This is a genomic window from Rhizobium sp. 9140 (assembly GCF_900067135.1).
GTDB lineage: Bacteria > Pseudomonadota > Alphaproteobacteria > Rhizobiales > Rhizobiaceae > Ferranicluibacter.
Map to the genome: position 1 here is coordinate 25631 of NZ_FJUR01000001.1, position 18466 is coordinate 44096.

Genomic DNA, 18466 nt, shown 5'->3' on the forward strand with positions numbered 1-18466 from the left:
TGTCGAAATGACGCCGGCTGCATGCGCCAGCTCGATCGAGGCAACTTCCTGCTTGTAGGACCGCATCGTCGCGTAGAGGGGATTGTAGCGCGCGCGCAGATCGTCGAGCGCCTTGCCTTCGTCTCCGAGCGCCTTGATCCGCTGGGAATAGGCATCTCGATCCGCCGCCGTGCCAAGACCGGCCGCTGCCTGCTCAAGCCGATCTAGCTTGTTCGAGGTCTGGTCGGCTGCTTTGCCGACGCCGCTCAGCGCGTTGACCGTCGCCTCGCCGGCCTGAATGGCCGGGCTGGCATCGAGGTCGATCCGTCCTGAAATGCGAAGAGGTGCAGCCATCACTCAGCCTCGTTCAGTATTTCAAGGGCAGCTTCTTCCATCACGCGGATATCGGCGAGCAGCTCGACGGAGGTGTCGATCTGGCGCAACACGACATCGCAGGCCGCATAGTCCAGGCCAACGAAGACGAGGCAGAACTGCAGGCCGACAACGCGCCACTGGGTCGAGCAGGCGCGAAATGCAATCAAAGCCGGCCAGTTGCATTCCATGATGTCGAGATCCCCGTCGTCGTCTGTCTCATCGTCGTCGTGCGCTACGACCACAAATCCGAGTTTTCGGAACTGCTCGCGTGTGGTGTCGGTAAGGGTAGAAGGGCGCGATGTGTCCGCGCGACCGCGCCGGGCATAAGCCCAGGCTACGGCCGCGCTTTGGAGTTTCCCTCGCGCGCCTTCCCCGTATCGATCGCCTCGGCGTAAGCGACGTTGATGCCCTGACGGATGTGGTCGCGCTTCATGGCCTGCAGGAAGGCATCCGGAGTGAAGAGTAAGGCATTGCCATCGTCATCCTCGACCTGCCGCCAGTTGCGAACGACACGCTGAAGAACCGACAGCTCCTGATCTGCGAGCCTGTGATTGACCTTCTTCACGTTTTCGGCGCTTGGATCGTTAATGGCTTCCGCAAGAATGGCATCGCGTTTGTCGGTGTTCGCCTTCACCGCGTCCCGATCGAGGATCTCCATCTCGACCTCGAATTCGTATTCGGCAAAAGTGCCCGGCTTTTCCGGGCTGGGCTCGTACACCGTGACCGGCCACCAGGTCGTGAGCGTCTTGACCATGCGAAACATCGTATTCCCCCGAGGCATTGAAGAGCGTTTGAAGGCCGGTCAAACCGACTTCACGTCATTTGAAAGTGATGGTGAACTCGTTGGCGCCGAGGTTCGTCATCATCAGCGGCAGGCTGTTGTTGAGGATCTTCTGACTTTCGCCACGCGTGGGCCGGCCGATCTGGAGGGCGTCGGCCGTGAACCCGATGATGTTGCCGGCGGTCTTCCCGTGTTCAGCGTTGAGCGTGCCAAGCACGTTACCCTCGGACGTCGCGAACCAGTTCTTCGTCGCCAGAAGCACAGCCTCAAGGAGCGCTGTTCCCGTCATCTTGCGATCGACGTGCTCGATGCTCTCCGAGCCGATGAGAAAGCGTGGCTGAATGTCGTTGCCGAGATCGAACGTGAAGTTTTCGCACGGCCCCGTGTAGTCATGCAGGGAGAGCGTCGTGTTCGCTTTGCTGACCGGAACCGGCTTCTTCCAGGAGGTGAACACTGGCGTCTGCCGGACTGCATCCGTGATCGTGCCAAGGAGGCCCGTCATCGTCGCCCGGAAACGCGGAATGCCCTTGGGTGTCAGGGCGCCGCTGAGGTTGCCGCGTGCGCCGAGAAGGATGTGGTTCACACCGTCATCGTTGAAGAGGATGCTGGCCGCTTCCTGCTGGGACGATATCGGCGAGTATTTCACATCCTGTCCGGCGGTGATGACCTCTTTCAAAGCGCAAGCGCGCAGGATCGGGCTGCACGCTGGCGCTGTTCCGGCTGTGCCCGAGCCGGCCATCTCGAAATCGAAGGCAAGGGTCGCGTACGTGCCCACCATGATGACGCCCTGATGGCCCATCTGCGCGGTGACCAGCTCGCGTTCGGGCGCGTCCCCAACGGACGGCTGGAAATCGACATTGGCTGCAAGCACAGCATTGAGTGCAGCCGTCGGCGCGGCGTTCTGGCCGTAGATCGTCTCGGCCTTCACGGCTATGGCGAGATTGCGGGAATAGCGGGGCATCAGACGGCCTCCCTCTTGCCGCGACGCGTGGACGCTTCCGGCTCAGCCGGGGCTTCGGTCACGGGCGATGCCTCAGGCGCGGCCGGGCCGTCCGTGGTGGCCGGTTCGGGCGATGCACGTTCCGCTGCAGCCGTCTCGGCCGCTGCGATCTCTGCCGCCTCTTCGACGCTCAAAGTGCGCTCGACGAGGACTTCCTCGCCCTTCTCATTCACGATGTAAGAACCGCCGGGCATCATTCGGTCTCCTGTTGGTAAAAGGCAGTGGTGTAGGCGTCCTCGAACCAGACGGTCCCGCCGAAGGCCTGTTGCAGTTCGCCGGCCGCGTGTTCCATCGGCTCCGCGTCGGGCTCCGGCGCCCAGCCGATCAGCTTGCGCCGGCAGTAGGCTTTGAGGACATCGATGTCCTCGACGGCGGCGGCATTGTTCGCCTGGGACAGGTTCTTCGAGACCATGACGACGGCGATCGACGCGGCAGTGCGCTGCAACGTGCGGCCGAAGGTTTCGCTCGGAGCCGAGCGCTCCTCGGACACGAAGGCGAAGACGGCCGGGGTCGCCGCCGGCGTATCCTTGACGTCGGCCAGCGCGCCGGCGCCGCCCGAGATGCGGAACGGCGTGCCCTCTTCCATGAGGCGCGCGAGAATTGCAGCGATCATTCGGCCAGTTCCTTCCGGAGATACTCGACGCCCTCGGCGTTCAATGCGGCGATGTCCTGCTCGGAAAAGCCGAGGTATGGCCGGGCGGGGATGGTCACGCCGTGCTCGCTGATGGTCACGCGGCGCAGCTCGGCGCCCTTGGTGCCGTGCGGCACGAAACGGATGCGCTTGCGGATCTTCTTCAGCGACATCGTCTGTGACCGCGCGAAATGTTCGATTGTGCCGCCGAACTGGTGGATGCCGGCATATTCGACGTTGGTGCCCACCTCAGCCGAGCGTTCGTCCGATGCCGTGATCAGGCTCTGATAGAGCCGGGTGGAAAGCCGCAGGATCGTCTTGGTACCGCGACGACGGCCGTTGATTTTGCGCTGTGCGGTGCGCTTCGCCAGCGGCTTCCACGCGACGTTGTCGGGTCCGATCTGCCGCTCGAAACGGCGCTGGGTGGACGTCAGCATGATCGCCGCGAAGTTCGACATCAGCTGGCCCGGATGGCGCACCGCCTCGACCAGGCGCACGAGCGCGGATGTCGCCTTATCATCCAGAACAATTTTCGAGCCGGTCATCAAAAGTGCCTCAAGCTGTCGCGGGTGAAGACGCGGGCCGGCGCCGAGGCGCGGACCTGACCGCCGCCGGCCGGCGCCGGCGTCGTGATGCCGTCGCCCAGCTGCACGACGCCCTTGGCGACATCGCGCAGGAACGACACGGCCTCATTGTAGGCGCGCGTCACCTGGGCATCCTTGTCGGCCGAGGAGCCGTGAAGGTAGTAGCGGGCAATATCGGCCACGGCCTTTGCCAGCGCCGGCGGCGCGACAGCGAGCGGAAGCGCGATCGCCTTTCCGATGTAGCCATCAGCAAGGGCCGAGGCGTCGTCGATCGCGCGGCCGACAACGGCATCGTCGATCGTGGACACCGGGATGTTGGTGCGGTCGGTGAGCTGGACCAGCTCGACTTCGCCGAACCGCTCAACCAGCCCTTGCTTGGTGACGTAGCTCATGGTGCTTCCGGTCAGTCGAGTTCGGCGATGAGCATCGGCTCGTTGAGGACCGAAAGGAGCTGCTCGCGGGTGAACGCCTCGACCGGGTATGTGACCTTCTCGGTCGGATGCGCACGGCCGCCACGCCGGAAGCCGGGAACCTTGGACGTCACCGAGACACGACGCACGCCGAAGGAAAGCGACAGTTCCAGACCCTCCATGTCCACCGGCTCGGCCTTCTCGCCATAAGCGAAATCCACACCGCCGACCGAATAGTCCACGATCGGCTCCGGCTCGGCGAACACCGGCCGAGCATCGCCCGGAAGCGTGAAGTCCGGGAACTGTGCCTGGATATGGTCGAGCACGAGCTGCAGGTTGGCACGCTCCTCTTCGGTCGCGGGACGAGACAGGTCGAACACGACGAAGTCGGTTGCTCCATCATCTGCCCCGACGGCGGCCCGATCCGTATCGAAGTCATCCGTTTTCGGATCGAAGAGGCGGCTGCTTGTCGCCGTGACCGCTCCGGCAGTGATGTTCTCTGCCAGAATGGTTCCGTCCACGATGGAAGGGGTACCGGCCGCGACATGGGCAATGGCCGCATCACCGGCCTGATCGCCATCGAGCGCCGGATGTTCGCCAAGGCCGGCATTGGCCGGTTCGACCACGGGCGCTGCGGCAACAATCGGGCGCGTCACCAGATCGGCCGCAAGATCGCCGGGCGCGTCGTTGTTCACGTTCTCACCGAGGCGCAGCGCATCGGCTGCGCTGGCCTCGCGGCTGACGCCATCGCCGGTCGCCGCCGGCAGGATGACAGCGGCCGGGGCCGTGGTGAGCGCGGTACCAGTCTTCAGGTTCTTCGGAGGCATTTTTGCTTTCCCTTCGGATCTTGCGGAGAGGATCGAGCACCGGTCCCCTCCGAAAAATCCGCCGGCCAAGAGGAGTGGCCGGCGGCATTCCCTGCTCTGGGAGGATCAGGCGAGCAGAGGAACGACCATGACTTCGGCGGTACCGGCCCACTTGTTGGTCTCACCGCCGTTGACCAGCGCGCTCTTGATGATGCCGTTGGCGACACCTTCCAGTGCCGGCGGCACGACCAGAAGACGCGGATTGAGGTTCAGCGGCCGGCCGTAGTCGGCCTTCATGCTGCTGATTGCCACGCGGGCGGTCTCGTAGTTGGCGGCGTTGAGCGTCTGTTTGGAACCCCAGGCCTGCTGCCAGAAGCCGAACCCGACTTGGCACCGGCCGTCGATGCCGTAGATGTATTCCTTCCGGAAAAACGCGTTGTCGTCGTCTTCCTTGTCCTTGCGGATGAGGTTCGTGAACGGCTTGCGGCTCTGAAAGATCAGCGGCTTCAGCGGACGCGATACGTCCATGAGGAACCACGGCAGGCCCGAGCCGCCATCGGTATTGGCAACGGACGTCGGCTTGCCGAGCGCATCGAGCACGACATGGTCGGTGTCGAAGAAATACTGGCCGTCGTAGCAGAGGCTGGAGAAGCCCAGCTTCAGCAGCTCGAAGATCAGCTCGTCGGGGAAGGTCTGGGCGGCATTGCCGAGTTCTTCGAACAGCGGCCCATAGATCCCGAGGTTGTCATCGTCGAAGTCGTCGCGATCGACGCCGATCGTGTTTTCGAACGAACGGTTCGTCAGCGTGTAGCCATGCTTCGCGATGGCGTTGATGACGCGGTCGCCGAGCCATTCGCGGAAGCGCGGCGCCTTGCCGAGCCAGCCGTATTCGTTCGTCTTCGTGGTCGAAAGGACGGTCGTTGCGATCCGGTCCTTCAGCGCCGAGGAAGACGCCAGTCCGCGGGCGAAGGCGGCATTGAAGCCGACGCCGGCGGACTTGAGGGTCGCGTTGTTGATTTCCATGTGTTGCCCCTTAAGCGAACGTGACCCAGACGCCCTGGTCGTCCACGTCGTGAATTTTCCCAACAACCGAGCGCGTGTTGGTAGCGCTGGTTTTCGCGACGGTCTGGTCATCGACGCCGTAGGCATCGGAACCGATATCGGCGCGGGTGATGAGGTCGGCCGAGGCCGAGTTCTCGTAGCGGAAGGTGCCGAGCGAGGTTTCGGCGACCTGGGCGCCGTTGGCGCCGAGCAGGTTGTCCACGGTCCGCTCGTTACGGGCGACGGCCTTGAGCGTCGCCACGGCCGTGACCGGGACAAGGAAGCCGGCGGCGTTGATGCCGACCATTGCGCCGGCGTAGAGCTTGACGGCGCCGCCAACGGGGACATGGCGCTTGTGACGCTCGCGGCGCGGCGTCGTGCGATCGGCGGAAAGAGCCGTCATCGGCCGGCCTCCATGGCTGTCTTGGACTTGAGCATGTCCTCGGCGCTGATGTTCATCTGGCGCATGACGGCGAGATCCGCGTCATCAAGGCCTGCGGCTGCCGAAGAGCCGCCAGACGGCGGCAGAGCGGTGGAGCGCTGGGCTGACGTGAGCACCGGCGCCTTGCCGAGGAAGTCGTTGAACATGGCGAGGTTGGCCTTGTGCAGCGAGATCGCCCAGTCTTTCTGGGCCGGCGTGATCTTGCCGGCGCGCATGGCGGCCGCGACCGCGGTCTCGGCGTCGTTCTCGACCTTGTGCGAGACGAGACTGTCCACCTTGTCGCGCATCTCCTGGAAGGCGGCGATCGGCACGAACTTGGTCGGATCGGCCGCACCGGCGGAATGCGCTGCCGCAAAGGCGCCGACGATCGCATCGACCGGAGCGTTCTCGGGCTGACCGGCGGCGATCGCAATCTTCTTGCGATCGGCGAAGGCGGATTGCACGGCGGTCATGACCTGTTCGGACTTTGCGTCCTTCGTCAGGCCGGCAGCCGTGGCGATCGCCGTCGAGCTGGTGAGCAGCGAGTTGACGGCGGTCAGCACGTCATCCTCGCTGGTGCCATCGGCCAAGCCGAGGGCAGCGAGCACTCTTTTCATGGGAACCTCTGTTTTGGGGGGCTGAAGGTTGAAAACCGAGTGAGCGGAGACCTCGATCATGTCGAGGTTCGGCACGTTGGTGAGCGCGACCGTCTGTAGCGCCAGGACGTCTCCATCCTTGGTGTGGAAGTAGACCGGCGAGAGGTAGCGATATTCGCGGCCCTTGATCGCGGACGCCGCGTTCGCCGTCCATTCGACACGACCGTAGAGGCCGTCGTCGCGTGCCTGGACTTCCTTGATCCATCCCGCCGCCGGCGCGGGCTGACCGTTCGTCAGAGCGTGAATGCTCTGATGCTCGTAATCGACGAGGATATCGGTGTTTCCGGCGTAGCGCCGGGTCATCTCGGCGATCTGCTCGAGCTTGGCCTTGTCGCCGGCATCATAGGGACCGCGACCGTCACGGCCCGAGAACTTGCCAGCCGGGATGAGGAGCACCCACGGGTGATCGGCAGCCGTAGCCGGAAGATCGGCGGTATGTGCGGTAACAAGGGATGCTGCGAGAAGAGCGGCGATGGCGGTTTTCATAGTCGCATCTAGCGATTATGTTCCCGAGCTGTCGGGACCGCGAAATCGCACACCGAAGGACCGATCCCGGTCTATGCGCTTGTCAGAGACATATCACGGGGACGATATGGGACAAGGACCGTTTTCAAAGCCCTTTCAAAGCCCTTGGACGCGCGTTTAGGGTCTGAGCGCGGCAACCGGTCATCCGCACCCTTCCTCACGCCTTCTAGGGGCGTTTATTGCGGCTTCGTTCCAAGTGGACTATATTGCCCTGGTGCGCGTGACACGGTGCCATTCTCCCTGCCGTAGGACTGTCTTCTGACAGGATCGCAATGTGAGGTTCTTGGGAGGCCTCACCGCGCATCACTCACCTCTTCGATCGATGAGCAGCTTGACGCCGACACGGGTCAGCATCCGGGCAATGTTCTCGTCGCTGGCGTACCGGAACGACGTCACGAATGCCGCCTTGCGGCTCGCTGTTACTTTCAGCGCAGCGTAGCGCCAGCGACCGTCGTTCAGCTTGACCAGGACGAAGGTCTGCTCACCGTCCTGGAACACCATGGTCGGATCGGCGCCGATCGACGGGAGCGCGCGATAATCATCGATCGTGAGTTCGGGATGCCTGCGCAGCTGCTTCTCCATCGTCTCGGCAGACAGGACCGCGACCTGGACGTCCTCTTGCACGGCATCGCGCAATACGGCCGGGATGGCCATGACCGGCATGCTGCCCTGCGGATCGCGCACGAAACGCTCGAAGGCACTGCTCGACACCCGGTCATCGACAGCCGCCCTGACCATCTGCGGGGATGCGTCGGCCACCTTTTCAGCGATTGCCTGATTGACGCGCGCCTCGTATCCCGCCTTACCGGGATTGTAGGCCCAGCCGGGATCGATGCCGTCCGGCACCCGTACGATCTCGCCCGTCCGCTTGTTGGTGAAGCTGCGAAACGTTTCCGCCGGAGGTTCGAAGTGCAGCTTTTCGCCCTCGGCAATCAGCTGATCGACCTCGCGCTGGGACAGCGACTGCATCGTGCAACGGCATCGCCATCCACAAGGTGCTGCCCAGCGGTTCCAGTAAAGATGATCGACGGGGAGCACGAGGTTGTGCCGGCGTGCGTGCTGCGGCCGGACATGATCGTCGTCCATTGTGACGTAGCGCAGGAATGGCCGTGTCTTCTTGTTGCGCTCGAAATTCGCCCAGTGCCCAGCCGCATAGGAGACGCGCATGTTGGCGTCGAAGATTGTTTGAAGACGGCGCGGGCTTCCGAGCTGCGCTGCAACGGCCTCGCCCGTTTGTGGATCGGTCACCAGCTTTTTGCCCCACCAGCCTTTCTGCTGGAGGATCGGCGTGAGCTGGCGCGCGAACTGTTGCGGCGTCTGCCCTTCCTTCAAGGCCTTTTCGAAGGCAGTTTGAATGTCCTGCAGGATGTCGAAGCCAGCGGACTTCGCTACCGTGAACATGGTGGCATGTTCTTCCTGCCACGCGTCCTGCCAGGAGAAGGTCTCGACAAGGTTCGGCGCGCGCTTCTCGAACGCCGCAATGGCCTCGAGCGGCGGAAGCGGCTTCAGTTCGGCAAGCACATCAGACCTCTTCACTCAGATCGTCATTGCCGAGACCGGCGAGACGGGAGGAGAAGGCCGCGCGCGCCAACATGTCGGTCATGGCGCTGACGTCCATCGTCTTGAACCGATCGGCAAGGATCGCGCGCACATCGTCGAGCGACGTCGCGCCGGCGATCTGCTCTTCAAGCCCGAGGACGATCGGCGCCACCAACGGCTCCCAGCCGTCATCGCCGAGCAGCTCCTCGATCGAGGCGTCGATCGCATCCTTATGCGCCGGCGGCGCCACGCGCTGGGCCGCGATCGGCGTTTTCCCTTTAACTGGAAGAGTGGGCTTGTCCTTCCCTTCGTCAGCAGGCTTGGCCGGCGCGCCGAGCAGCTCCTCGTCGTTGCCGGGATCCTCGATGCCGAGCTTGTCACGGACAACCGACATCCCGACCTTGCCGCCCATATCGACGAAGGTCTTGACGTTGCTCATCCAAGCTGTGACGTCGATCTCGTCCGGACGGCCGATCTTGATTTTCGGATAGGCCTTCTGTGGCCCTTTGTTCAGATCGATGTAAGGCCGAACGAGATCGCGGTTGAGAGTGGCTGCGAGCTGCTTTGCATCCGAGCGCTCAATGTCAGCTTTGACGCCGTCGTGGACTTTGCCAACCGAGTATCCGCCGGCGATGGCATCCGTCGTGCCGGTCTGGCCGAGGACGACTTTCGAAACCTGCTGGTCGAGCCAGTCGCAGCGCTTCAGGTAGAGTTCATGGCTGCCAGAGATATCGGCCTTCACGAACTCTACCGTCATCGACTGCGGTACGATCGCGGAATAATCAACGCCGATGTTAGACACAGCCCGCAGAAGCGTTTCCTTGTCGTCCTCGGACGCACCCTCGCCCCACTTGCCGAGCCGAAGCGGCTGACCGTATGCCTCGCAGAAGATCGCCCAGTCTTTCTGGGTGAAGCTCTTAAACAGGAACGTCCAGCAGACGGCGCGCGCGATACCGCCTCGGATCGGCAGGCCCGATTTGACCTTGGCCTGATGGAAAACCCATTTGTACGGCACAAGCGGAACGTCGCCGGTGACATCCCGCAGGAGCGGTGTCTCACCGTCATGGTCGGCGAACCGAAACCAACGCGGATCGCGCCATTTCAGAGCCTCCGGCTGCCACTGGCTTTCCGACGTGTCCCACATGATTTCCGTGCAGGAAAAGCCCTTGCCGGTCGCGTCGAGGATATCGACCATCTCTGTCTCGAAGCAATCACGCTCAACGAAGGCGCGGATCATATCGGCGTTGGCGACGTCCTCGGCGCTGTCGCTGGCCGCATCAACGGTCACGTCCAGACCGGCGACCTGAAGCTTGCGGGAGCCAAGCACGCCGGCGTAGTGCAGATCGCGCTCCTCCATGTCTTCGGCCAGCGCGAGATAGGCCTCGGGATCACCGTTGATGCTCGATTGGAGAAGGCGAGCAAGCTTTGCCGGCGTCAGACCCGACGCCTGGTGCTCCGTGTTCGGCCGACGCACGCCCATCATCGTCGGCGCGGCATGTTCCTTTTTCAGCATCGCGGTGCTGATCGGGTTTCCCCATTGGTCGATGAGCTTGGCCATCAATAAATTCCTCTCGATCGACGCATGCTGCCGAGGCGCACTGCCGACCTATCGTCTCCTCCAGACACGACGTCGAACTTGGACGCCGCGCGGCCGGCAGGGATGTAGGCATATTCGTGCCACTGCTGACGGCTGGCGAAGTGGGCCAGCGCCAGGGCGATGGCATAGTCGCCGTGGCGGCGCTTGTTGGCCTCGCCCGTCCGCACGGCCGGCACCATGGGAATGCCCCGGATCACTTTGACCAGGCGCAGGTCCGACAGGTGATCGTCGTTCTTCGAAATCGAGATCGCATCGTCTTCGAAGGCCGCTTTCAGCGGCGGCATGTTGACCCGGTACCACTCCTGCGAAAACTTCACTGCATGGACGAGGCCACCCTCATTGTCCTTGTCGCGCAGGCCAAAGATCCGGCCCATGTCTTCGGCAACCGTCCAGCCCATGCCGGTCGCGTCGAAGGCAGCGCCAACGAGACGCGACCGGACCTTCTGCAGGACGGTTCGCGTGATCAGCTTCTGCTCGTCGCCGGGCACGCCGCGAAGCTCGAACGTCAACGCGCTCGCCCTCTTGAGCGTCTTATCGATCGACATCAGCTTGCCCACGGACAAGTCGGCCACGCGTGCGAAGTCGAAGCCGAAGGAATAGCGAAGGTCGAGATCGAGGACGTCGAGCGCCGCCTCCAGCTCGGCCATGAAGGGGGCCATGAGGATGGCGCGTTCAAGCTCGGATCGATGCAGGAAGTCCCGCGGGAGATCGAGGGGAAGGACCGGTGCGCTCGATGTCATCCGCGCTTCGATCAGGGGACCGGTCAACCATGCGCCGCTGCCCATGGTCGGTATGCAGAACAGTTCTTCGTCAGCACCCTCGCCGTAGAAGCCGATGATATCTTCGCGCCAGTCTGCTTCCGCCTCCGGAGACCACGCCTTGCCGGTAACAAGGCAGATCCGCTGGTAGAGGCCATCCTGCAGCGCCTCATCGAAATCGATGTGCATGTGGTCGTAGGTTGATCGGCCGGACAGAATGTCCTGGATCTGGACATTGAACTCGTTTTCGGTCCCGTTGTGGGTCGAGCAGACCACGACCTGACCGCCCCACATGAGGAAGGCGAGAGCCGCCTTCAGCAGCTCCTTCAGGTTATCGACGAACGCGGCCTCGTCGATCATGACGACGCCCTGCTTACCGCGCAGCGAGCGCGGCGCCGACGACAGGCCGATGACTTCGAAGCCCGAAGCGAAGCGGATGCGGAATGCGTGGATGGACCGGACGCCCTCGTCGTCTTTGTCCTCGAATAGAAACTCGTCCATCTCCATTGCCGCGACCGAAAAGGCTTTCGCCCACATGGCGCAGGCGTCGATGAACTCGCGCGTCATGTCCTGGCTGTAGGAGATGTACATGACATCCATGCCGCCGGCGGCTTTCGCCCGGCCGGCGCGCAGCACGGCATAGGAAGCGAAACCCCATGTCAGGCCGATGCGTCGGCTCTTCTCGATGAAGAGAACATGGCACGTCGAGCTTTCGAGCTTGGTGAGCGTGCGGGACTGGTAGGGCAGAAGCGCCTTCGGCAATCCAACCATTCCGATGACGTCCGGCATCAGAGCCGTCGAGGCGCGGCGGATCTCGGCCCATTCTTCCTTCGAGAACGGTGCGCTCATTTCTGCACCCCGAGGATCTGGCCGAGGATAGCGTCTGTGGTCTCGGCGGTCATGCCCTTTGAGCGTGCGATCGTCTCGACGGCTTCGGTTGCCCGCGCCTTAAACTCTTCTTCGACCTTCTGGCGGCGAGCCGTAGACACCCCCTGCGCCTGGCTGGCAGCGCGCAGCGCGTTCGCCAGCGCCATGGCACCCTTGGGATCAAGGCCCGCCTCGCCGGCATTGGTCAGCAATTCGAAGATCAGCGTCTTGATCGCTTCGGCCGCGATCAGCGTGAGATCGTCCGACGCCTTAGCGTCGAACTTTTCGGCTAGAACGCCGGCGATCTCGCGGGTCTGGTTGATGCGGCCGGACATGGTCGCCAGCTTGATTGAATAGCGGTTGAAGGCCGAGAACGACGGGATCGCAAAATCCAACTCGCCGCGATGCTCCCGCTTCAGCTCCTCAAGGCTCGCGTAGAATTCCTGATAGATTTCGGTCTGGGTCTTTTCACGGCTTTGCAGCGCCGCAGCCGCCTGGGCGATGATCGGCCCGCATTCTTCGGGCAGCAGCTCGATGCCGTTCAAGCGCCCGCGCATTAGGCCACCAACGATGGACGCGCAACGCCCTCAAGGATGGTGCGGCGATCAACATGGTCTTGCCCGGCGCGCCGCAGCTCAGCGATCATGATCGAGCCGACCTCCGTGATGGTCACAGCGCCGATATCGGCAAGCACGCGCAATTGTGTGCGCACCCACTCACGCGATCGACGATGCCCGAACGTGTCCAGGACGGCGGTCAGGATGGTTTCGTTCAACCGGTTGTCGGTCTGCTTGGCCAGCTCGCGCAGGATCACGAGCCGGGCGTCTTCGGTCAGGTGTGTGTCGAAGCTCATGCAACATTACTCTTCTTCAGAAGATAGTCCTGCACCTGCAGGACCGTGCGGGATGTGGAGGTCAGGCTTTCTTCCATGCGGCCGAGCTTGCCGGTCTGCTGCTCGATCGCGAGGCGCATGTCCATGAAGGCCTTGGCATCCGGCAGGTGTTTCAGCTCGCCTTCCAGCGTCTGGGTCCGGCGCCCGAGTTCGGTTACTGCCTCCATGAGGATCTTCATTTCCTCGGTCGCCGTCTTGCGAAACAGATCAAGGTCACTGGCGGTTTTCTTGGACGGCGCCGAGATCCACGCCCATACCGCTGTTGCAAGCGAAATCGCTATCGCGATCAGGCTCAGCCATTCCTTGACCTCGTTCATGGCGACTACTTCTCCGCTTCCGACAGCGTCTGACATTCAATGCACCTTCTGGCGGATGGAAAAACGCGGCGGCGGGCTTCAGGGATAGGACGATCGCAGTCGATGCAGTCCTCGGTACCGGGCTGAGAAAGCGCGATGCCAGCAGCTTTCACACCGGCATCGCGCTCCTGATCCGTTCTTGCCGAGGCAAGCTCGAAAGCGGCTTCAGAACCAATCAAGGCACCTGCGCCTCATGTGGGAAATTGATATTGGCAGCGTCGATCGACAGGCCATCCCGCTCCGTTTCAACCTGCAGGAGTTTGGCCTGCAACACGGTGAGTTCAGTCGAAAGCGTGGTCAGATCGTTGTCGATGCGGTCGATCCTCGCCACCTGCTCCGCATTCTTCGATCCCGGCAACGCGGACAGATTGAGAACGTGCGGCTCCAGCAGCTCGCGGATGTCATCATGCGAGGTCTTGCCGAAGCGCTTCAGCGCGTCCGGCACCGATCGCAGCACATAATCCACAGCGTCATCGAGCGTTCCGCCCGGCTGAAGGAGAAGGCGAGCGCCGTTGGCCAGTGCGGACTGGAGTGCGTCCCGATGCTTGGCCTCGATATTGATGCCAAACCAGCGCTTCGCCATCAGCGAAGTCATGGCCAGAAGGCCAAGGATAAGAAAGTCGAACACCTGCGGAAGCAGCTGCGACATGATCAGTTCTTTCATGCGGCGATATCCTCGTTGGTAAGAAAGGGCTGGATCATCGCGGCCGTCTTCTCACCGACGATGCCGTCAACGAGGAGGCCGCGAGAGCGCTGAAGGAGTTTGACGGCCGCTTCTGTGCCGGGACCGAAGTCGCCATCGATCGACAGCAGGTAGAAGCCGGCAGCCGCAAGGCCGCGCTGCAACTGCTCGACAGCCGGACCCTCGGATCCGCGCCGCAGGATCTTCACCGCTGGGACGTTCTGGTTGGCTGCGATCAGCTTGACCTGCAGCGCGGTGACAACGGACTTTGCCTTGCCGAGCTTCAGGCGGCGATCGCCGAGGCCATTGCGACCTCCGTTCACGACCTTCGTCACCGCGATCAGGTCATCGCGATCGGCGATGGCATTGAGCTTCTTGGTTGACCAGAAGAAGAACACGGCCCACGCCGCCCAAGGGAACTCGGCGACCAGCTCGGGCTGCGCCTCGAAATCCGGGCACTTGGGCTTGATGTCGCGCATCCAGATGGTGAAGCGGCGATAGTTGTCGCGGCCGGTGAGCTGCAACGGGCAACGACCCTTGTAGCGCTTGCCGTCGCCAGCCTTGACGTTGCCGAGATCCTTGCGGCTCTCGTAAGCCGCGCCGGATGCATACTCCTCGAGCGTGCAGAACCCGTCACATTCATGCGCGACCTGGGCGAGCAGGTGCGCGATGCGCAGGGCCGAGGTCACCTCGAACGCGATCAGCATTTCAGGGAGGATCGCGGCGAAGCCGGCGATGATGGCCTTCTGCTTCTGGCCGATCAGACCCGTCGAACGCGGCACGATGGCGTAAAGCGACGAGGCGTCAACCGAGGAAGCGAGAGTTGGGAGATGCATGAAAAGACGTTCCTGTCGCGGGTGCGAAATCGTGCACCGATGGAACTGTCTTGAAACATCGAGGAGATAGGGTCGCGGATGCGAAATCGCAGGCAGGCGGTATCCGCGGAACTAAAGGAGCTTTAACTGCGGGTCAGCTTGCGGCCGTTTGCGACGGTGCTCGGCGACGGTGTTCTGCGAAACGCCCAGGGCACGGACGATCTCGTTGGTTGAATAGCCCTTCTCGATAAGATCGGCAATGGCGGCGGCGCGCCGGCGCTTGTCGCCGGCAATTGCCTGAGGGATCTCAATCCTCATGGAGCCATAGGCTGCAGCGATCTTCTCGGCCGCTTCCAGACCGACAACCTGGACAAGCCAATGATCGGCGGTCACGTGCTCGGGAACGTAGACACGCTCCCCCGGCCGGGCACGCCCAAGCGCAATAGCCGCTTCCTCACCCGCAACATTAGCGATGCGGTTTAGAAGCGGCGTGAGCCAGACACGATCAGAGGGATGCCCGCTAGACGTCATCGCACCTTCTTTTCTCGGATGCGCCGGCCGAAGGCGTTCATCACCGTGATCCATTCGTCCGCGGTCAGCGCTCGGCCGGAAACCTGCTGGCCGAGAATGCCCTTCACGGCATCCCAGAAGGCACGCGGGATCTTCGCTTCCACGGCGCCAACCAGAATAACCCACTGCGCCTGGGCAATGCGGTACCCGTCGGCACGCTGCCACGGTTGAAGGCGGGAGTGGACGCTCCAATCCACCCCGGCCTCGCGGTTCAGCCACTTTTTCAGAGCCTCGATCACCTTGCGTGCGTCCTCAGCGTCCTGAAGCCAGCGCACGTGATCGATCCCGGTCTGCACCTTGACGAAAGCGATCAACGCCGCGTCGTCACGGTCGCGAACCACGCCGAGGTTGAAGCCGGCGATCCAGAGGGCCTGAAGCTTTCCGGCATACTTGCCAGACAACTTCTGCCGACCGTTCTGGCGGCGCTCGATCGGCTTGAACCCGAGCCGGCGAAACTCCGTAATGACGGCTTGACGCTCCTCCTCAGTCATATCCTTGGCCGACGATTTGCCCGTAATGAGCTGGAGTTTGGCTCGGTAGACATCATCGTCGAGACCAAGCTGCTTCTGCGCAACTTTAATGGCGGTGATCGAACCCATCGTTCGGTCCTACGCCTTTGCCATATCGATGGTGACGGCCTGCCAACTATCTGTAATCGCGTCGCGCCGGTAGAACCGGACATACTCTTTCGATCCCGTCACCCGCATGGCGTCCCGGATGGCATCCATCGCCCGCTTCCAGCGCGGATCCTCGATCTCATGCCGCATGAGCATGAAAATCTCCGAGCGATTGATCTTGCCCTCGCTGTCGGTGTTGAAGGCACGCGTGACAATCGACTGGATCTCCGGCCGGCTATCGCTCGACCACTCGTTCAGGCACTCATCGATCAGGCTTTTGGCAATATGCAGCTCCGATCCGAAATCGATCAGTTCCTGCACTTGCACCTGAACCTTCATCAGCCCGTCGAACGTCTGATAGGTGCGGTTGCCCTTTGCGCCGCCGATTTTCGCGTTGTACTCCTGCGCAATCAGGGCATCGAAATCGCCGAGGTCCGTCATGGTGTGGCCACGGAAGCGACCGATCTGCTCGTTGAGGGAAACGGCGTGTCCCATGATTTTGCGAACCGTCTCATCCTCGAGTTTATGCTGAGGTTTGACCATCGAGAGCGGGACGTAAGAGCCCTTCGCATCGACCATAAAGTCGCGACCGTTGATGGCGATCACGCCGTCTTTGCGCTCTTCGAGAATTACAGCGTCCATTTCATTGTCCTTTTTTGAACGCATCATCGGCGTTCTTGAGATCTCTGGCGGTGGCAACGAGATATTCGCGAGCTGCCTTCTCGCCGGGGGTGTACCGGGCGTTCTCGAACCTTGAGACGGCTCGTTTCACCCGATCAATGGAGATGCGAACCGCCCGGAGGCGGCTCCGCGTATTTGCTTCATCGCGATTGCCGGCCTCGATCAGCCGCAGATTTACGATGTCGTCGATCTCAGGCTGAAGCCGCGCGATAAGCTCAGCCTTCGGAAACGGGTGCGTGAAGACAAGGTCCAGTGTGGTTTTCATGCTGCATCGCCTCCTCCGTTTCGCGAAGGTTGCGAAGGATGGCGGGCCGGAAAGGCGACAACGTTTCCGCCGACAGCTGCCGGACCAGCATTGTGGCGCACGATGGCAAGCTGCCGGCCGAGGCTGCGGTTTTCCTCTTCCGTCTCCTCGGCAAGCGACACGACCGTGTTCATGCGGCGGATCCACGCGGCGATCTCGTCGCTGGTGAAGTGCTTGCCGCCATGGACGTAGTCCTTCAGCCGATCGCGAATGACAGCGGCGTGATCAGATGCAAGAGCGCTGGTGGTCATGACTTTCTCCCGAAATCTGGACGGATGACCGTGCCCTCGGAGGGCAGCATATTGGCCAAGGTGTCCGTGGCGGTCTGTTCGATGCGGGTGCGATATTCGCGGCCGGCTTCGGTCTCGCGAAGGATGGAAAGCTCAAGCTCCATGCTGGCCGCAAGCTTTTCGAGGATGCGAAGCTTGTGATCCAGCACGCCTGCGAAAACGGAACCAGCAAGCACATTCTTGGCGCCGTCACGCAGTTGGCCGAGTTCCGTGCTCAGGGTCTGGTCGAGCGCCCTCCTCATGCGATGTCTCCCAGATCCCGGTTCTTCCAGGCCATCTGGAGGTGCTTGAGCGTCACCTCGTCACCGTCGCCGATCGCGGCCATGGTCGCGAGCTTCATAGTGCGGTCGATCTGCCGGAGAGCACCCGGCTTGAGCGCGATGCCGAGCAGAAACCGGATCATGTCGTCGTCCTGGACATCCCATGCCGCGATCAGCGTACGCGCATCGTCGCCACGGCTCGGCTCACGTTTCAGGCGCTTGTCGAAGCGCGAGAGAACCTGCGCACGGCTGGAAACCGACCGCGACCGTTCCTTCATGAAGTCCCCGGCCGTGTCCTCGTTTCCGAGAAGCGCGACACCGCACTTGTTGATATCGACGAAGTGTCGAAGCTGATTGATCGCATCCGGCAAGAGGTTCTGGGCCTCGTCGATGATCAGGATCGAACCGTCGCCGATCCGCTGCAGCTTCCGGCCGATGGCCCGCACCAGGCGCGCCGGATTGTGCTCCGAAACATCCAGTTCCGCGGCCAGCTCGACGAGCATGCCGTGCACCGTCTTTGTGTTCGGGCTGATCGTGGCGAGGTAGGCATGCGGCCGGGTCAGGCAGAAATGACGCGCCGCCGTGGTCTTGCCGACGCCGGCATCGAGCGTGATGGCGACGAAGCCTGCCGTCACCTGCGCATAGGCGAGCGTTTCGAGGATCTCGCGCGCAACCAGCGTCTGCTGGAAAACAGGCGAGACAGGAACACGGGAGGCAAGGCCCGAGCTTTCCTCGAGAGCCGCCAGCCAGTTGCTGACCTGATTGTTCTGGTTGACGAGAACGCCGAGATACTTGCCCGAAGCCCACTGTGAGAACGTGCCGTCCGGAATATTCGTCCGGCGTGCGATCGCAGTCTTGTTCCAGCCGTTCGCCGTGGCGACGCCGATGACGCGCGAAATCAGGGTGCGCCAGATCTCGACGTCCTGCGCCGGGTGCTTGGCAATAAACTCGGCTACCGGCTGCGGGTGTTCCCATCCGCTACTTGTGCCTGTGGTGTTTTTCATCTACTTGGTTCCTTGCATAAGTAAC

28 protein-coding genes are annotated in these 18466 nt (G+C 62.4%); 1 reads left to right on the forward strand and 27 read right to left on the reverse strand.

The features are described 5' to 3' along the window. Positions 1-21 precede the first annotated feature (21 nt). On the forward strand, positions 22-207 hold the full coding sequence (locus tag GA0004734_RS25820) for a hypothetical protein (RefSeq protein ID WP_175386136.1): 186 nt from the start codon (positions 22-24) through the stop codon (positions 205-207). Between the two features lie 125 nt (positions 208-332). Here the strand turns inward: GA0004734_RS25820 and GA0004734_RS00110 are convergent, their stop codons facing one another. The 27 genes from GA0004734_RS00110 to GA0004734_RS00240 form a co-directional block, all read right to left on the reverse strand. Beyond that, the gene (locus tag GA0004734_RS00110) at positions 333-596 is read right to left on the reverse strand and encodes a DUF1799 domain-containing protein (RefSeq protein ID WP_092930069.1); all 264 of its coding nucleotides are present in this window, start codon (positions 594-596) and stop codon (positions 333-335) included. A gap of 92 nt (positions 597-688) precedes the next feature. Continuing rightward, positions 689-1108, reverse strand: a complete 420-nt coding sequence (locus tag GA0004734_RS00115; protein WP_092930071.1) for a hypothetical protein — start codon at positions 1106-1108, stop codon at positions 689-691. A gap of 64 nt (positions 1109-1172) precedes the next feature. Next, positions 1173-2096 carry a phage tail tube protein gene (locus GA0004734_RS00120; protein WP_175386139.1) on the reverse strand — a complete coding sequence of 308 codons (924 nt, stop codon included), beginning with the start codon at positions 2094-2096 and terminating at the stop codon, positions 1173-1175. Continuing rightward, positions 2096-2332, reverse strand: a complete 237-nt coding sequence (locus GA0004734_RS00125; RefSeq protein WP_092930077.1) for a hypothetical protein — start codon at positions 2330-2332, stop codon at positions 2096-2098. Before GA0004734_RS00125 ends, GA0004734_RS00120 begins: the two co-directional genes overlap by 1 nt. Continuing rightward, positions 2329-2748 carry a phage tail terminator protein gene (locus GA0004734_RS00130; RefSeq protein WP_092930080.1) on the reverse strand — a complete coding sequence of 140 codons (420 nt, stop codon included), beginning with the start codon at positions 2746-2748 and terminating at the stop codon, positions 2329-2331. The genes GA0004734_RS00125 and GA0004734_RS00130 overlap by 4 nt, the downstream gene beginning before the upstream one ends. Next, positions 2745-3311 (reverse strand): phage virion morphogenesis protein, encoded by a 567-nt coding sequence (locus GA0004734_RS00135; protein ID WP_092930083.1) that lies wholly within the window; start codon positions 3309-3311, stop codon positions 2745-2747. Before GA0004734_RS00135 ends, GA0004734_RS00130 begins: the two co-directional genes overlap by 4 nt. Then, positions 3311-3742, reverse strand: a complete 432-nt coding sequence (locus tag GA0004734_RS00140; RefSeq protein ID WP_092930086.1) for a gp436 family protein — start codon at positions 3740-3742, stop codon at positions 3311-3313. Before GA0004734_RS00140 ends, GA0004734_RS00135 begins: the two co-directional genes overlap by 1 nt. An 11-nt stretch (positions 3743-3753) precedes the next feature. Beyond that, on the reverse strand, positions 3754-4587 hold the full coding sequence (locus GA0004734_RS00145) for a hypothetical protein (RefSeq protein ID WP_092930089.1): 834 nt from the start codon (positions 4585-4587) through the stop codon (positions 3754-3756). A gap of 105 nt (positions 4588-4692) precedes the next feature. Then, a complete protein-coding gene (locus tag GA0004734_RS00150; protein WP_092930092.1) occupies positions 4693-5589 on the reverse strand; it encodes a Mu-like prophage major head subunit gpT family protein in 897 nt (298 codons plus the stop codon). A gap of 10 nt (positions 5590-5599) precedes the next feature. Further along, on the reverse strand, positions 5600-6010 hold the full coding sequence (locus GA0004734_RS00155) for a hypothetical protein (protein WP_092930095.1): 411 nt from the start codon (positions 6008-6010) through the stop codon (positions 5600-5602). After that, positions 6007-7170, reverse strand: coding sequence for a phage protease (locus tag GA0004734_RS00160; protein ID WP_092930098.1), 1164 nt, complete (start codon positions 7168-7170; stop codon positions 6007-6009). The genes GA0004734_RS00155 and GA0004734_RS00160 overlap by 4 nt, the downstream gene beginning before the upstream one ends. A gap of 342 nt (positions 7171-7512) precedes the next feature. After that, positions 7513-8745, reverse strand: a complete 1233-nt coding sequence (locus GA0004734_RS00165; RefSeq protein ID WP_139056208.1) for a phage head morphogenesis protein — start codon at positions 8743-8745, stop codon at positions 7513-7515. After that, entirely contained in the window at positions 8732-10306 is a 1575-nt protein-coding gene (locus tag GA0004734_RS00170) for a DUF935 domain-containing protein (RefSeq protein WP_092930104.1), read from the reverse strand. Before GA0004734_RS00170 ends, GA0004734_RS00165 begins: the two co-directional genes overlap by 14 nt. Further along, complete coding sequence (locus GA0004734_RS00175) at positions 10306-11952, reverse strand: terminase large subunit domain-containing protein (protein ID WP_245292297.1); 1647 nt, start codon at positions 11950-11952, stop codon at positions 10306-10308. Before GA0004734_RS00175 ends, GA0004734_RS00170 begins: the two co-directional genes overlap by 1 nt. After that, entirely contained in the window at positions 11949-12527 is a 579-nt protein-coding gene (locus GA0004734_RS00180; RefSeq protein ID WP_092930107.1) for a DUF3486 family protein, read from the reverse strand. Before GA0004734_RS00180 ends, GA0004734_RS00175 begins: the two co-directional genes overlap by 4 nt. Beyond that, a complete protein-coding gene (locus GA0004734_RS00185; RefSeq protein WP_092930110.1) occupies positions 12527-12823 on the reverse strand; it encodes a VpaChn25_0724 family phage protein in 297 nt (98 codons plus the stop codon). The genes GA0004734_RS00180 and GA0004734_RS00185 overlap by 1 nt, the downstream gene beginning before the upstream one ends. Beyond that, complete coding sequence (locus GA0004734_RS00190) at positions 12820-13179, reverse strand: hypothetical protein (protein ID WP_092930113.1); 360 nt, start codon at positions 13177-13179, stop codon at positions 12820-12822. Before GA0004734_RS00190 ends, GA0004734_RS00185 begins: the two co-directional genes overlap by 4 nt. A 5-nt stretch (positions 13180-13184) precedes the next feature. Next, positions 13185-13331, reverse strand: coding sequence for a TraR/DksA C4-type zinc finger protein (locus tag GA0004734_RS00195; RefSeq protein ID WP_348626094.1), 147 nt, complete (start codon positions 13329-13331; stop codon positions 13185-13187). A 62-nt stretch (positions 13332-13393) separates the two neighbouring features. Next, on the reverse strand, positions 13394-13882 hold the full coding sequence (locus GA0004734_RS00200; RefSeq protein ID WP_092930119.1) for a hypothetical protein: 489 nt from the start codon (positions 13880-13882) through the stop codon (positions 13394-13396). Continuing rightward, positions 13879-14736 carry a peptidoglycan-binding protein gene (locus GA0004734_RS00205; protein WP_092930122.1) on the reverse strand — a complete coding sequence of 286 codons (858 nt, stop codon included), beginning with the start codon at positions 14734-14736 and terminating at the stop codon, positions 13879-13881. The genes GA0004734_RS00200 and GA0004734_RS00205 overlap by 4 nt, the downstream gene beginning before the upstream one ends. A 111-nt stretch (positions 14737-14847) precedes the next feature. Further along, on the reverse strand, positions 14848-15246 hold the full coding sequence (locus GA0004734_RS00210) for a helix-turn-helix domain-containing protein (protein WP_092930125.1): 399 nt from the start codon (positions 15244-15246) through the stop codon (positions 14848-14850). Continuing rightward, complete coding sequence (locus GA0004734_RS00215) at positions 15243-15884, reverse strand: gp16 family protein (protein WP_092930129.1); 642 nt, start codon at positions 15882-15884, stop codon at positions 15243-15245. Before GA0004734_RS00215 ends, GA0004734_RS00210 begins: the two co-directional genes overlap by 4 nt. Positions 15885-15893: 9 nt before the next feature. Next, positions 15894-16544, reverse strand: a complete 651-nt coding sequence (locus tag GA0004734_RS00220; protein ID WP_092930132.1) for a DUF3164 family protein — start codon at positions 16542-16544, stop codon at positions 15894-15896. 1 nt (position 16545) lies between these two features. Then, positions 16546-16848, reverse strand: a complete 303-nt coding sequence (locus tag GA0004734_RS00225) for a hypothetical protein (protein WP_092930135.1) — start codon at positions 16846-16848, stop codon at positions 16546-16548. Next, complete coding sequence (locus GA0004734_RS00230) at positions 16845-17138, reverse strand: hypothetical protein (RefSeq protein ID WP_092930138.1); 294 nt, start codon at positions 17136-17138, stop codon at positions 16845-16847. The genes GA0004734_RS00225 and GA0004734_RS00230 overlap by 4 nt, the downstream gene beginning before the upstream one ends. Further along, a complete protein-coding gene (locus GA0004734_RS00235; protein ID WP_092930141.1) occupies positions 17135-17419 on the reverse strand; it encodes a hypothetical protein in 285 nt (94 codons plus the stop codon). The genes GA0004734_RS00230 and GA0004734_RS00235 overlap by 4 nt, the downstream gene beginning before the upstream one ends. Then, positions 17416-18441, reverse strand: a complete 1026-nt coding sequence (locus GA0004734_RS00240; protein WP_092930144.1) for an AAA family ATPase — start codon at positions 18439-18441, stop codon at positions 17416-17418. Before GA0004734_RS00240 ends, GA0004734_RS00235 begins: the two co-directional genes overlap by 4 nt. Positions 18442-18466: the final 25 nt, after the last annotated feature.

Excerpts from the sequence above, each read along its gene's own strand:
- GA0004734_RS00125 (WP_092930077.1), bottom strand. The coding sequence starts at position 2,332 with ATGATGCCCGGCGGTTCTTACATCGTGAATGAGAAGGGCGAGGAAGTC.
- GA0004734_RS00115 (WP_092930071.1), bottom strand. The coding sequence starts at position 1,108 with ATGGTCAAGACGCTCACGACCTGGTGGCCGGTCACGGTGTACGAGCCC.
- GA0004734_RS00175 (WP_245292297.1), bottom strand. The coding sequence starts at position 11,952 with ATGAGCGCACCGTTCTCGAAGGAAGAATGGGCCGAGATCCGCCGCGCC.
- GA0004734_RS00120 (WP_175386139.1), bottom strand. The coding sequence starts at position 2,096 with ATGCCCCGCTATTCCCGCAATCTCGCCATAGCCGTGAAGGCCGAGACG.
- GA0004734_RS00140 (WP_092930086.1), bottom strand. The coding sequence starts at position 3,742 with ATGAGCTACGTCACCAAGCAAGGGCTGGTTGAGCGGTTCGGCGAAGTC.
- GA0004734_RS00185 (WP_092930110.1), bottom strand. The coding sequence starts at position 12,823 with ATGAGCTTCGACACACACCTGACCGAAGACGCCCGGCTCGTGATCCTG.
- GA0004734_RS00225 (WP_092930135.1), bottom strand. The coding sequence starts at position 16,848 with ATGAAAACCACACTGGACCTTGTCTTCACGCACCCGTTTCCGAAGGCT.
- GA0004734_RS00215 (WP_092930129.1), bottom strand. The coding sequence starts at position 15,884 with ATGGGTTCGATCACCGCCATTAAAGTTGCGCAGAAGCAGCTTGGTCTC.
- GA0004734_RS00130 (WP_092930080.1), bottom strand. The coding sequence starts at position 2,748 with ATGATCGCTGCAATTCTCGCGCGCCTCATGGAAGAGGGCACGCCGTTC.
- GA0004734_RS00235 (WP_092930141.1), bottom strand. The coding sequence starts at position 17,419 with ATGAGGAGGGCGCTCGACCAGACCCTGAGCACGGAACTCGGCCAACTG.
- GA0004734_RS00205 (WP_092930122.1), bottom strand. The coding sequence starts at position 14,736 with ATGCATCTCCCAACTCTCGCTTCCTCGGTTGACGCCTCGTCGCTTTAC.
- GA0004734_RS00240 (WP_092930144.1), bottom strand. The coding sequence starts at position 18,441 with ATGAAAAACACCACAGGCACAAGTAGCGGATGGGAACACCCGCAGCCG.
- GA0004734_RS00160 (WP_092930098.1), bottom strand. The coding sequence starts at position 7,170 with ATGAAAACCGCCATCGCCGCTCTTCTCGCAGCATCCCTTGTTACCGCA.
- GA0004734_RS00150 (WP_092930092.1), bottom strand. The coding sequence starts at position 5,589 with ATGGAAATCAACAACGCGACCCTCAAGTCCGCCGGCGTCGGCTTCAAT.
- GA0004734_RS00170 (WP_092930104.1), bottom strand. The coding sequence starts at position 10,306 with ATGGCCAAGCTCATCGACCAATGGGGAAACCCGATCAGCACCGCGATG.
- GA0004734_RS00135 (WP_092930083.1), bottom strand. The coding sequence starts at position 3,311 with ATGACCGGCTCGAAAATTGTTCTGGATGATAAGGCGACATCCGCGCTC.
- GA0004734_RS00200 (WP_092930119.1), bottom strand. The coding sequence starts at position 13,882 with ATGAAAGAACTGATCATGTCGCAGCTGCTTCCGCAGGTGTTCGACTTT.
- GA0004734_RS25820 (WP_175386136.1), top strand. The coding sequence starts at position 22 with ATGCGCCAGCTCGATCGAGGCAACTTCCTGCTTGTAGGACCGCATCGT.
- GA0004734_RS00220 (WP_092930132.1), bottom strand. The coding sequence starts at position 16,544 with ATGGACGCTGTAATTCTCGAAGAGCGCAAAGACGGCGTGATCGCCATC.
- GA0004734_RS00210 (WP_092930125.1), bottom strand. The coding sequence starts at position 15,246 with ATGACGTCTAGCGGGCATCCCTCTGATCGTGTCTGGCTCACGCCGCTT.
- GA0004734_RS00230 (WP_092930138.1), bottom strand. The coding sequence starts at position 17,138 with ATGACCACCAGCGCTCTTGCATCTGATCACGCCGCTGTCATTCGCGAT.
- GA0004734_RS00145 (WP_092930089.1), bottom strand. The coding sequence starts at position 4,587 with ATGCCTCCGAAGAACCTGAAGACTGGTACCGCGCTCACCACGGCCCCG.
- GA0004734_RS00190 (WP_092930113.1), bottom strand. The coding sequence starts at position 13,179 with ATGAACGAGGTCAAGGAATGGCTGAGCCTGATCGCGATAGCGATTTCG.
- GA0004734_RS00155 (WP_092930095.1), bottom strand. The coding sequence starts at position 6,010 with ATGACGGCTCTTTCCGCCGATCGCACGACGCCGCGCCGCGAGCGTCAC.
- GA0004734_RS00180 (WP_092930107.1), bottom strand. The coding sequence starts at position 12,527 with ATGCGCGGGCGCTTGAACGGCATCGAGCTGCTGCCCGAAGAATGCGGG.